The organism is Serratia sp. FS14, assembly GCF_000695995.1.
GTDB classification, from domain to species: Bacteria; Pseudomonadota; Gammaproteobacteria; order Enterobacterales; family Enterobacteriaceae; genus Serratia; species Serratia nematodiphila.
Genome location: NZ_CP005927.1, coordinates 5,237,648 through 5,249,875, shown reverse-complemented (window position 1 = coordinate 5,249,875; position 12,228 = coordinate 5,237,648). Strand labels below are relative to the sequence as shown.

At 53.4% G+C, this 12,228-nt stretch carries 6 protein-coding genes, 3 tRNA genes and 3 rRNA genes; 9 read left to right on the top strand and 3 right to left on the bottom strand.

Annotated elements, in window-relative coordinates:
• Positions 1-351: 351 nt before the first annotated feature.
• From L085_RS24090 to dkgB, 7 genes are all read left to right on the top strand, one after another.
• Positions 352-1,894 (top strand): 16S ribosomal RNA (locus L085_RS24090).
• Between the two features lie 74 nt (positions 1,895-1,968).
• A tRNA-Ile gene (locus L085_RS24085) sits at positions 1,969-2,045 on the top strand.
• A gap of 39 nt (positions 2,046-2,084) precedes the next feature.
• Positions 2,085-2,160, top strand: a tRNA-Ala gene (locus L085_RS24080).
• A 207-nt stretch (positions 2,161-2,367) separates the two neighbouring features.
• Positions 2,368-5,275, top strand: a 23S ribosomal RNA gene (locus L085_RS24075).
• A 103-nt stretch (positions 5,276-5,378) separates the two neighbouring features.
• Positions 5,379-5,494: ribosomal RNA gene (gene rrf / locus L085_RS24070) — 5S ribosomal RNA — on the top strand.
• Together the 16S, 23S and 5S rRNA genes with 3 tRNA genes alongside form the textbook arrangement of a ribosomal RNA operon.
• A gap of 94 nt (positions 5,495-5,588) precedes the next feature.
• Positions 5,589-5,665 (top strand) — tRNA-Asp (locus L085_RS24065).
• Positions 5,666-5,879: 214 nt separating this feature from the next.
• Positions 5,880-6,683 carry a 2,5-didehydrogluconate reductase DkgB gene (gene dkgB, locus L085_RS24060; RefSeq protein WP_044031902.1) on the top strand — a complete coding sequence of 268 codons (804 nt, stop codon included), beginning with the start codon at positions 5,880-5,882 and terminating at the stop codon, positions 6,681-6,683.
• A 47-nt stretch (positions 6,684-6,730) separates the two neighbouring features.
• Here dkgB and yafC read toward each other — a convergent pair whose 3' ends face one another.
• Positions 6,731-7,618, bottom strand: coding sequence for a DNA-binding transcriptional regulator YafC (yafC, locus tag L085_RS24055; RefSeq protein WP_004930183.1), 888 nt, complete (start codon positions 7,616-7,618; stop codon positions 6,731-6,733).
• A 105-nt stretch (positions 7,619-7,723) separates the two neighbouring features.
• Here yafC and L085_RS24050 point away from each other — a divergent pair, with 105 nt between their 5' ends.
• On the top strand, positions 7,724-8,899 hold the full coding sequence (locus L085_RS24050; protein WP_044031901.1) for an MFS transporter: 1,176 nt from the start codon (positions 7,724-7,726) through the stop codon (positions 8,897-8,899).
• Positions 8,900-9,140: 241 nt separating this feature from the next.
• A complete protein-coding gene (locus tag L085_RS24045) occupies positions 9,141-9,935 on the top strand; it encodes an endonuclease/exonuclease/phosphatase family protein (RefSeq protein WP_025160092.1) in 795 nt (264 codons plus the stop codon).
• Positions 9,936-9,987: 52 nt separating this feature from the next.
• Here L085_RS24045 and mltD read toward each other — a convergent pair whose 3' ends face one another.
• Together mltD and gloB are read right to left on the bottom strand one after the other, a co-directional pair.
• Positions 9,988-11,370, bottom strand: a complete 1,383-nt coding sequence (gene mltD / locus L085_RS24040) for a murein transglycosylase D (protein ID WP_144240711.1) — start codon at positions 11,368-11,370, stop codon at positions 9,988-9,990.
• Positions 11,371-11,441: 71 nt separating this feature from the next.
• Positions 11,442-12,197, bottom strand: coding sequence for a hydroxyacylglutathione hydrolase (gene gloB / locus L085_RS24965; protein ID WP_071841661.1), 756 nt, complete (start codon positions 12,195-12,197; stop codon positions 11,442-11,444).
• Between the last annotated feature and the right edge of the window lie 31 nt (positions 12,198-12,228).

Sequence of the window (12,228 nt, the reverse complement as noted above, 5' to 3'; positions counted from 1 at the left end):
GCGCTTGAAAAGTTTTTTGCAATTAGGGGTTGCGGCCTGCCGAGAACTCCCTATAATGCGCCTCCACTGACCGGGAACAACGACTGACAAGCCGCCGGGTCAGCGAGAAGAAAGCGAAATAAACGCTTGACTCTCCGGGCGAAAAGCGTAGTATACGCAGCCCGCGCCGATGAGTTTCTCGGCACTGCTCTTTAACAATTTATCAGACAATCTGTGTGGGCACTCCACAAGACGATATCCAGCATCTTCGGATGCAAAAAAATATCAAGTCTTGAAGAGTGACTAACTGAAGTAAAATTCATGCAGTAAATCTTTGAGCATCGCTTCTCGAGTGGAAGCAAATCAAGCTTTTAATTGAAGAGTTTGATCATGGCTCAGATTGAACGCTGGCGGCAGGCTTAACACATGCAAGTCGAGCGGTAGCACGGGGGTAGCTTGCTCCCTGGGTGACGAGCGGCGGACGGGTGAGTAATGTCTGGGAAACTGCCTGATGGAGGGGGATAACTACTGGAAACGGTAGCTAATACCGCATAACGTCGCAAGACCAAAGAGGGGGACCTTCGGGCCTCTTGCCATCAGATGTGCCCAGATGGGATTAGCTAGTAGGTGGGGTAATGGCTCACCTAGGCGACGATCCCTAGCTGGTCTGAGAGGATGACCAGCCACACTGGAACTGAGACACGGTCCAGACTCCTACGGGAGGCAGCAGTGGGGAATATTGCACAATGGGCGCAAGCCTGATGCAGCCATGCCGCGTGTGTGAAGAAGGCCTTCGGGTTGTAAAGCACTTTCAGCGAGGAGGAAGGTGGTGAGCTTAATACGTTCATCAATTGACGTTACTCGCAGAAGAAGCACCGGCTAACTCCGTGCCAGCAGCCGCGGTAATACGGAGGGTGCAAGCGTTAATCGGAATTACTGGGCGTAAAGCGCACGCAGGCGGTTTGTTAAGTCAGATGTGAAATCCCCGGGCTCAACCTGGGAACTGCATTTGAAACTGGCAAGCTAGAGTCTCGTAGAGGGGGGTAGAATTCCAGGTGTAGCGGTGAAATGCGTAGAGATCTGGAGGAATACCGGTGGCGAAGGCGGCCCCCTGGACGAAGACTGACGCTCAGGTGCGAAAGCGTGGGGAGCAAACAGGATTAGATACCCTGGTAGTCCACGCTGTAAACGATGTCGATTTGGAGGTTGTGCCCTTGAGGCGTGGCTTCCGGAGCTAACGCGTTAAATCGACCGCCTGGGGAGTACGGCCGCAAGGTTAAAACTCAAATGAATTGACGGGGGCCCGCACAAGCGGTGGAGCATGTGGTTTAATTCGATGCAACGCGAAGAACCTTACCTACTCTTGACATCCAGAGAACTTTCCAGAGATGGATTGGTGCCTTCGGGAACTCTGAGACAGGTGCTGCATGGCTGTCGTCAGCTCGTGTTGTGAAATGTTGGGTTAAGTCCCGCAACGAGCGCAACCCTTATCCTTTGTTGCCAGCGGTTCGGCCGGGAACTCAAAGGAGACTGCCAGTGATAAACTGGAGGAAGGTGGGGATGACGTCAAGTCATCATGGCCCTTACGAGTAGGGCTACACACGTGCTACAATGGCGTATACAAAGAGAAGCGACCTCGCGAGAGCAAGCGGACCTCATAAAGTACGTCGTAGTCCGGATTGGAGTCTGCAACTCGACTCCATGAAGTCGGAATCGCTAGTAATCGTAGATCAGAATGCTACGGTGAATACGTTCCCGGGCCTTGTACACACCGCCCGTCACACCATGGGAGTGGGTTGCAAAAGAAGTAGGTAGCTTAACCTTCGGGAGGGCGCTTACCACTTTGTGATTCATGACTGGGGTGAAGTCGTAACAAGGTAACCGTAGGGGAACCTGCGGTTGGATCACCTCCTTACCTAAAGATATTAGTTCGCGTGGCGTGCTCACACAGATTGTCTGATAGAAAGTAACGAGCAGAAATACCTTTATAGGCTTGTAGCTCAGGTGGTTAGAGCGCACCCCTGATAAGGGTGAGGTCGGTGGTTCAAGTCCACTCAGGCCTACCACTTCTCATGAAGTGGAAAAGGTACTGCGCGTGACTGTATGGGGCTATAGCTCAGCTGGGAGAGCGCCTGCCTTGCACGCAGGAGGTCAGCGGTTCGATCCCGCTTAGCTCCACCATATAGTCCGGTATTTCAATACTTCAGAGTATATTGGCGACAGTATGCTGCGAAGTATTTTGCTCTTTAACAATCTGGAACAAGCTGAAAATTGAAACATGACGGCTGAAATTTATCCCTCCGTAGAAGYWYYGGGATAAAGAGTAACCTGTCATAGAGTCTCTCAAATGTTTGCAGCRCGAACGATGGAAACATCTTCGGGTTGTGAGGTTAAGTGACTAAGCGTACACGGTGGATGCCTAGGCAGTCAGAGGCGATGAAGGGCGTGCTAATCTGCGAAAAGCGTCGGTAAGGTGATATGAACCGTTATAACCGGCGATACCCGAATGGGGAAACCCAGTGTGTTTCGACACACTATCATGTCATGAATACATAGTGGCATGAGGCGAACCGGGGGAACTGAAACATCTAAGTACCCCGAGGAAAAGAAATCAACCGAGATTCCCCCRAGTAGCGGCGAGCGAACGGGGAKGAGCCCAGAACCTGAATCGGCTTGTGTGTTAGTGGAAGCGTCTGGAAAGTCGCGCAGCAAAGGGTGATAGCCCCGTACACTAAAATGCACAGGTCGTGAGTTCGATGAGTAGGGCGGGACACGTGACATCCTGTCTGAATATGGGGGGACCATCCTCCAAGGCTAAATACTCCTGACTGACCGATAGTGAACCAGTACCGTGAGGGAAAGGCGAAAAGAACCCCGGCGAGGGGAGTGAAATAGAACCTGAAACCGTGTACGTACAAGCAGTGGGAGCACCTTCGTGGTGTGACTGCGTACCTTTTGTATAATGGGTCAGCGACTTATATTTTGTAGCAAGGTTAACCGTATAGGGGAGCCGTAGGGAAACCGAGTCTTAACTGGGCGATTAGTTGCAAGGTATAGACCCGAAACCCGGTGATCTAGCCATGGGCAGGTTGAAGGTTGGGTAACACTAACTGGAGGACCGAACCGACTAATGTTGAAAAATTAGCGGATGACTTGTGGCTGGGGGTGAAAGGCCAATCAAACCGGGAGATAGCTGGTTCTCCCCGAAAGCTATTTAGGTAGCGCCTCGTGAACTCATCTTCGGGGGTAGAGCACTGTTTCGGCTAGGGGGCCATCCCGGCTTACCAAACCGATGCAAACTCCGAATACCGAAGAATGTTATCACGGGAGACACACGGCGGGTGCTAACGTCCGTCGTGAAGAGGGAAACAACCCAGACCGCCAGCTAAGGTCCCAAAGTCATGGTTAAGTGGGAAACGATGTGGGAAGGCATAGACAGCCAGGATGTTGGCTTAGAAGCAGCCATCATTTAAAGAAAGCGTAATAGCTCACTGGTCGAGTCGGCCTGCGCGGAAGATGTAACGGGGCTAAACCATGCACCGAAGCTGCGGCAGCGACGCTTAGCGTTGTTGGGTAGGGGAGCGTTCTGTAAGCCGTTGAAGGTGGCCTGTGAGGGTTGCTGGAGGTATCAGAAGTGCGAATGCTGACATAAGTAACGATAAAGCGGGTGAAAAGCCCGCTCGCCGGAAGACCAAGGGTTCCTGTCCAACGTTAATCGGGGCAGGGTGAGTCGACCCCTAAGGCGAGGCTGAAAAGCGTAGTCGATGGGAAACAGGTTAATATTCCTGTACTTGGTGTTACTGCGAAGGGGGGACGGAGAAGGCTAGGCTGGCCGGGCGACGGTTGTCCCGGTTTAAGCGTGTAGGGGGTGTGACCTGGTAAATCCGGTTGCATACTAACCCTGAGGCGTGATGACGATGCACTACGGTGCAGAAGTAGTTGATGCCCTGCTTCCAGGAAAATCCTCTAAGCTCCAGGTAACATTAAATCGTACCCCAAACCGACACAGGTGGTCAGGTAGAGAATACCAAGGCGCTTGAGAGAACTCGGGTGAAGGAACTAGGCAAAATGGTGCCGTAACTTCGGGAGAAGGCACGCTGGCATGTAGGTGAAGTCCCTTGCGGATGGAGCTGAAGCCAGTCGAAGATACCAGCTGGCTGCAACTGTTTAATAAAAACACAGCACTGTGCAAACACGAAAGTGGACGTATACGGTGTGACGCCTGCCCGGTGCTGGAAGGTTAATTGATGGGGTCAGCCGCAAGGCGAAGCTCTTGATCGAAGCCCCAGTAAACGGCGGCCGTAACTATAACGGTCCTAAGGTAGCGAAATTCCTTGTCGGGTAAGTTCCGACCTGCACGAATGGCGTAATGATGGCCAGGCTGTCTCCACCCGAGACTCAGTGAAATTGAACTCGCTGTGAAGATGCAGTGTACCCGCGGCAAGACGGAAAGACCCCGTGAACCTTTACTATAGCTTGACACTGAACATTGAGCCTTGATGTGTAGGATAGGTGGGAGGCTTTGAAGCGTGGACGCCAGTCTGCGTGGAGCCATCCTTGAAATACCACCCTTTAATGTTTGATGTTCTAACTCGGCCCCGTGATCCGGGGTGAGGACAGTGTCTGGTGGGTAGTTTGACTGGGGCGGTCTCCTCCCAAAGAGTAACGGAGGAGCACGAAGGTTAGCTAATCACGGTCGGACATCGTGAGGTTAGTGCAAAGGCATAAGCTAGCTTGACTGCGAGAGTGACGGCTCGAGCAGGTACGAAAGTAGGTCTTAGTGATCCGGTGGTTCTGAATGGAAGGGCCATCGCTCAACGGATAAAAGGTACTCCGGGGATAACAGGCTGATACCGCCCAAGAGTTCATATCGACGGCGGTGTTTGGCACCTCGATGTCGGCTCATCACATCCTGGGGCTGAAGTAGGTCCCAAGGGTATGGCTGTTCGCCATTTAAAGTGGTACGCGAGCTGGGTTTAGAACGTCGTGAGACAGTTCGGTCCCTATCTGCCGTGGGCGTTGGAAGATTGAGAGGGGTTGCTCCTAGTACGAGAGGACCGGAGTGAACGCACCACTGGTGTTCGGGTTGTCATGCCAATGGCATTGCCCGGTAGCTAAGTGCGGAAAAGATAAGCGCTGAAAGCATCTAAGCGCGAAACTTGCCTCAAGATGAGTCTTCCCTGGACCTTTAAGGTCCCTGAAGGAACGTTTAAGACTAAGACGTTGATAGGCTGGGTGTGTAAGTGCAGCGATGCATTGAGCTAACCAGTACTAATGATCCGTGAGGCTTAACCTTACAACACCGAAGGTGTTTTGGTGAGACCAAGACAATATTCAGCTTGTTTACAGATTGGATTGACCGGCTTCATGATGAAGCGGGTTGATTAAAACAGAATTTGCCTGGCGGCAATAGCGCGGTGGTCCCACCTGACCCCATGCCGAACTCAGAAGTGAAACGCCGTAGCGCCGATGGTAGTGTGGGGTCTCCCCATGCGAGAGTAGGACACTGCCAGGCATCAAATAAACGTTATCAGTGTGACGACTGGTAATGCGCAAGTCGCAGAGCGCGATATTGCCGGTATCGAAAGATACAACGTAAAAGAATCGGTGGAGCGGTAGTTCAGTTGGTTAGAATACCTGCCTGTCACGCAGGGGGTCGCGGGTTCGAGCCCCGTCCGTTCCGCCACTTAATTGATAAGCCCTGAGTTTCGACTCAGGGCTTTTTCATATCTGTATTTTGCGCTTTTCAGTCTGGAATTGTTCCTCTTTACCGCCTCGCCTTTCTCCATATTATTGCCTTTAGATCAAAAGTCTTATGCCGAACCAGGCGTTTTTGATCAATAAAAAAGTTGCCATAATCTTCCTCATACCACATCTACCTGTTAATGAGAGAAAACATTATGAGCATCCCTGCATTTGGTTTAGGTACTTTCCGCCTTCAGGATCAGGTTGTTATCGATTCTGTCAGCACTGCACTTGAGCTGGGCTATCGCACTATCGACACCGCGCAGATCTATGAAAACGAAGCGGCTGTTGGCCAGGCTATCGCTGCCAGCGGCGTGAAACGTGAAGACCTGTTCATCACCACCAAGATTTGGATCGCGAATCTGGCGAAAGGCACACTGATCCCAAGCCTGCAAGAAAGCTTGAAAAAACTGCAAACCTCCTACGTTGATCTGACACTGATCCACTGGCCGTCACCCAACGACGAAGTGCCAGTTGCCGAATTTATGGCTGAGTTGCTGGAAGCGAAAAAGCTGGGGCTGACTCGCCAAATTGGCGTATCTAACTTTACCATCGACTTGATGCAGCAAGCGATTGACGCGATTGGCGCCGATGAAATCGCCACCAACCAAATCGAGCTGTCACCGTTCTTGCAGAACCGCAAGGTGGTAGAATTCGCGCAGCAGCACGGCATCGCCATCACCTCTTACATGACGTTGGCCTATGGCAAAGCGCTGCAGGATGAAACGATTAAAAGCATCGCCGCTCGTCACAATGCAACTCCAGCACAGGTTGTCCTGGCTTGGGCATTGAAGCTGGGCTATGCAGTTATTCCTTCCTCGACCAAGCGAGAAAACCTGGCGAGCAACCTGTTGGCGCAGCAACTGGCGCTGACCGACGAAGATATGGCGCAGATCGCCGCACTGGAGTGCAACGGCCGTCTGGTTAGCCCGGAAGGCCTGGCGCCAAACTGGGATTAATCTTTCCTCGCAGTGGTCAGCATAAGGCGTCCATCAGGGCGCCTTTTTTATCGTTTCAGGTATTCACTCACAAAATCAATAAAGCTGCGCAGACGGTTGCTGACGGCGCTGTCACTGTAATAAACCGCGTTGATCGGCATGGCGACCGGCAGTGTCGCTTCCACCAGAATCGGAACCAAATCTCCACGTTTGATATCTTCGTCGCTCATAAAGTCCGACAGGCAGGCGATACCGTTGCCATGCAGACAGAGATGGCGCTGGGTTTCTCCACTATTAGTGGTCAAGCCGGGAGTGATTTCCAACTGGCTGCCATCTGAACAAGCCAGTGGCCAGCGGTTCAAACTGGGCAGGTCGTTGAAGCCGATGCAGCAGTGATGTGCAAGATCTTCTACCGTTAGCGGCGTGCCGTGCTGAGCCAGATAGGCGGGGGAGGCGAGCACATGCCGGTAGCTGGTCATCAGTTTGCGCGCTTTCAGCGTGGAATCGGTCAGCTCTCCTACGCGGATCGCAATATCCACTTTTCGCTCGATCAAATTGATAAAGTTTTCCGAAGACACCAGCGATAACGACATTTCAGGATAACGTTCGCGGAACTCCGCCACTAAAGGCGTCAGCATGTGTAGCACCACCGGCGTTGCCGCGTCGACGCGCAGCAGGCCTTGCGGGCGTTGACGGCTTTCCATCAGCGCATTTTCTGCCGCGGCCATATCGTTCAGTACCTTCTGCACCTGGCGAAAGTAATTCTCTCCTTCCTGAGTCAGACTGATTTGGCGCGTGGTGCGGTTGAGCAGCGTTACGCCCAGTTTGCTTTCCAGTTTTTTCACCGTTCGGCTAACCACGGAATTCGCTTGTTCCAGGCGTTCGGCCGCCCGGCTGAAACTGCCGCTTTCCACGACGGTGACAAAGGTGATCAGCTCGTCTGAGTTTGCTTTCATTTTTGCTCCAGTGGCAAAGTTAATTTGAAATTTTGAGCATTTTTATCATTTAAGCATAGGCCGATAATAGCAGTCATCAACTTGAATGCTATTTCGGAGTAAAAAATGCCACTCGCATTACTTGCCTTAACCATCAGCGCTTTTGCTATCGGCACGACCGAGTTCGTGATTGTCGGGTTGATTCCGACTATCGCTGAGCAGTTGGGAGTGACCGTACCGTCCGCTGGGTTGCTGGTGACTATCTATGCCCTCGGCGTGGCCATCGGCGCGCCGGTGCTGACGGCCCTGACCAGCCGCATACCGCGCAAACTGCTGCTGGTTGGCCTGATGGTGCTGTTCACTCTCGGCAACCTGTTGGCCTGGCAGTCACCCAGTTATGAATCGCTGGTAGTGGCTCGGTTGTTGGCCGGCCTGGCGCACGGCGTGTTCTTCTCTATCGGTTCCACTATCGCCACTAGCCTGGTGGCGAAAGAGAAGGCGGCCTCCGCCATCGCCATCATGTTTGGTGGCCTGACGGTGGCGCTAGTGACCGGCGTACCGCTGGGGACGTTCATCGGCCAGCAGTTTGGCTGGCGTGAGACCTTCCTGGCCGTTTCTCTGATTGGCGCTGTCGCCACGCTGGCCAGCATTATTTTGGTGCCGAGCAATATCAAGAACCAGGGCAGCGCCGGCGTGCGGGAACAGCTGAAAGTGCTGACTCATCCTCGTCTGCTGCTGATTTACGCGATTACCGCATTGGGATACGGCGGGGTCTTCACGACCTTTACCTTCCTTGCGCCGATGATGCAGGAACTGGCCGGCTTCTCTGCTCCGACCGTGAGCTGGATACTGTTGGCTTATGGCGTCGCGGTGGCGGTGGGTAACATCTGGGGAGGCAAGCTGGCCGATCGTCATGGGGCCGTGCGTGCGTTGAGCTTTATCTTTGCCGCGCTGGCCGTTTTGTTGCTGGTGTTCCAGTTTACCGCCAGCCACAGTATTGCCGCTTTGCTGACGGTGATTGTGATGGGTGTGTTCGCTTTCGGCAACGTGCCGGGGCTGCAGGTGTATGTGGTGCAGAAAGCCGCGCAATACACGCCAAATGCGGTGGATGTGGCGTCCGGTCTCAACATCGCGGCGTTCAACATCGGCATTGCGCTCGGCTCGGTGATAGGCGGCCAGACTGTTGCCTCACTGGGGCTGGCGCAGACCCCCTGGATTGGCGCGCTGATCGTGGTGGTTGCATTGTTGCTGGTTAGCCTCAGTGGCCGCCTGGATAAAAAGTCTCAGCTGCGAACGGCTTAATTCGTAAAACCCTTGCTGCCTGGCCCGCATTTTGCGGGCCTTTTCGCATTTTTCACCTATTACCCCTCACCTTTACACAGCTATACCGTCAGAAGATTGAAATCGCTGCAGGCGGCCCCTATAACTGAAAAGGTGATGCCCGCAAAAGCCATGCCCTCTATGCAGGGTAGGCGTATAATCAATTCATCGTTGGCGAGTGTTCATCGCCAGTTTTCATGTTAATGGGTAATAGGCGAATCGCGTGCCGAAACGAACTTATGCAATGAGGTATGTTGCAGGTCAGCCAGTTGAGCGAATCTTTCCTGGCGCCGTTAACCAGCCGTTGCCGCCAGGGGCGGCGCTGCCGACGACCGGCGCCTTGCGCGTTATGGTGTGGAATATTTTCAAACAGCAGCGAGCCGACTGGCTTTCGGTGCTGAAAAACCATGGCAAAGACGCGCAGCTGGTATTGTTGCAAGAGGCGCAAACCACGCCAGAGTTGGTGAGCTACGCTACCGCCAACTATCTGGCGGCCGATCAGGTGCCGGCCTTTGTGCTACCGCAGCACCCTTCCGGCGTGATGACGCTGGCGGCCGCTCATCCTGTTTACTGTTGCCCGCTGCGCGAGCGAGAGCCGCTGCTGCGGCTGTCCAAGTCGGCCCTGATCACCGTTTATCCGCTGTACAACGGCGAGCTGTTGATGGTGGTGAACATCCATGCGGTGAACTTTAGCCTGGGCGTCGACGTCTACAGCAAGCAGTTGGGGCCGATAGGCGAACAGATCGCCAGTCACCGGGGGCCGGTGATTATGGCGGGGGATTTCAACGCCTGGAGCCGCAAGCGCATCAATGCGCTGTATGACTTTGCCGGAGAGATGGCGCTGCGCGAGGTGAGCTTCACCGACGACCATCGCCGCAAGGCCTTCGGGCGGCCACTGGATTTCGTATTTTACCGCAATCTGGGGGTGGTGGAGGCGTCGGTGCTGGTGACCAGCGCGTCGGATCACAACCCGCTGTTGGTGGAGTTTCATCCGGAGAAAGACTCGCCGGTATGGTGAATCGCAGCTAATAAAAAAGCACCCCGAAGGGTGCTTTTTTTGTGCCGAACACTTAAGTATCCGGCGTTAGCTTGTTGCCGACAAACAGGGTCAGCTTCAGACCTGGCTGCAGGTTGCCTTTGGCGAGCGTTGAATTCCAACGCATCACGTCGTTAATATCGACGCCGTGACGACGTGCGATACTGGCGAGCGAATCACCTTTACGAACCTGGTAGGTGATACTGCTGTTACTGCCAGTATTGCTGGCCACTTGCAGGGTTTGCCCAACTTTTATGGCGCTCTTGGCGCGTAAGTTGTTCCAACTCTGCAAATCGCTGGTCTTAACGTTCAGCCGCTTGGCAATGCCCGATAAGGTGTCGCCGGAGCGCACTTTATACGAACTGCCACCGGTCAAACCGCTGTTCTTCGCCAACTGCGTCGTTGGCTGAGTCACGGCGATCTGGCCATCGGCCAGTGAGTCTTTCAGTTGCTCGGCATGTCCTTTGGGAACCATGATGTAATGGGGCCCGTTGGGTGCCGTAACGCCTTTTTTGTAGCCTGGGTTATACGCTTTCATCTTGGTGACTGAAAGCCCTGCCATCTCAGCCGCCTGAGTCAGCTGGATCTGCTGTCCGACATCGATACGCGCCAGCGCACGGGTTTCATCCGTTTTCGGGAGTTTCACGCCGTACTTCTTACTGTTCTTGATGATGTCGCTCAGCGCCAGCATTTTCGGGACATAGATTGACGTTTCACGCGGAAGCGACAATGCCCAGAAATTGGTTGGCTTACCCTGGCGTTTGTTTGCCTTCACCGCTTGCATCACGCGGCCTTCACCACTGTTATAGGCGGCTACGGTCAGTAACCAGTCGCCGTTAAACATGCGGTTCAAGCGCTGCATCATGTTAAGCGCAGCGGTTGTCGAGGCGACGACATCGCGTCGGCCGTCATACCACTGATTGTTTTTCAAACCATAATTGCGACCCGTTTGCGGCACGATTTGCCATAGCCCTGCGGCGTTGGCACTTGACGTGGCGTGTGGGTCAAAAGCGCTCTCCACTATGGGTAGCAGTACCAGTTCCATCGGCATATCACGTTTCTTAATCTGCCCGACTATCCAGTACATGTACGGCTCTGCCCGTAATGTTACATCGTGGAGATAGCTCTTACTTTTTAAGTACTTTCTTTTCTGATCACGGATCCGGGAATTTTCCGGAACCTCCATCTTCAGCTCGTCGCTAATGAAGTTCCACAGGTCCTGTTGCGCGGCGGGACTGTTGTTATCCAACCACCGCGCCGAGCTCGCTCGGCCATTTGCTGTGTACTCTCCTGCTTCACCATCTTGACCAGCCGAAGACAAACTCTGTGCATGCTGTTCTGGCGCCGGTGCGTCCTGCCTGGACGACTGGCAACCCACTAGCAAGACCGAGGCGAGAAATATCGCTTTAGCCTTCATGTGTGTGTCAATGTAGTTGCTTAAAAGACGAGCAATAATACTTTGCTTCGCCAAATAACACAACTAAAAGCTTAGAAGTTATCTTTCCGTAGGCGTAATTCGGAAAAAACTGAATGAAGGCTTTTTGGTGGTGAATTAAAGCCTAATTTCTTTTGTAAATCAGTGTCATGGCAACGTAAAAACAGGTTAATTTTGCGCTCTAATTGCAATGTAGTCGGCACGCTGGCTTGGCCTTTTGCCCTTAACGCTTCAACATGTTGTTGATATGTTTCAATCTCTCGATCTTCCGGCAAAATAGCCCGCGCAAACTTAAGATTTGAAAGAGTATATTCATGCGCGCAGCAAATTAAGGTGTTATCGGGAAGTTGCGCGAGTTGTTGAAATGAGTCGTACATTTGTTTGGCGGTGCCTTCAAACAGCCTGCCGCAGCCGGCGGAGAAAATGGTGTCGCCGCAGAACAGATAAGGGGCACTATAGAATGCCACATGGCCCAGCGTATGGCCGGGAACGGCGATAGTCCTGTATTGACGGCCATCGATATCAAAGGTGTCGCCGTTATGGACGATGTGGTTGGCGCCTTTGTCCGCGGTTTCCTGCGGCCCATAGACGGCCAGGCCGGGGTACTGCGCGACAATCTGCGCCACGCCGCCGACGTGATCGTGATGATGGTGGGTCAGCAGGATCGCCGCCGGCGCCAGCTGCAGGCGCTGCAACGCTTCAAGTACCGGCTGCGCTTCACCCGGATCGACGATAATGCAGCGCCCCTGTCGGTCATCCAATAACCAAATGTAATTGTCCTGGAAGGCGGGAATGCTGATAAGATTCATGGTGTACCTCTCGTTGGCAACGGCTTGAAAG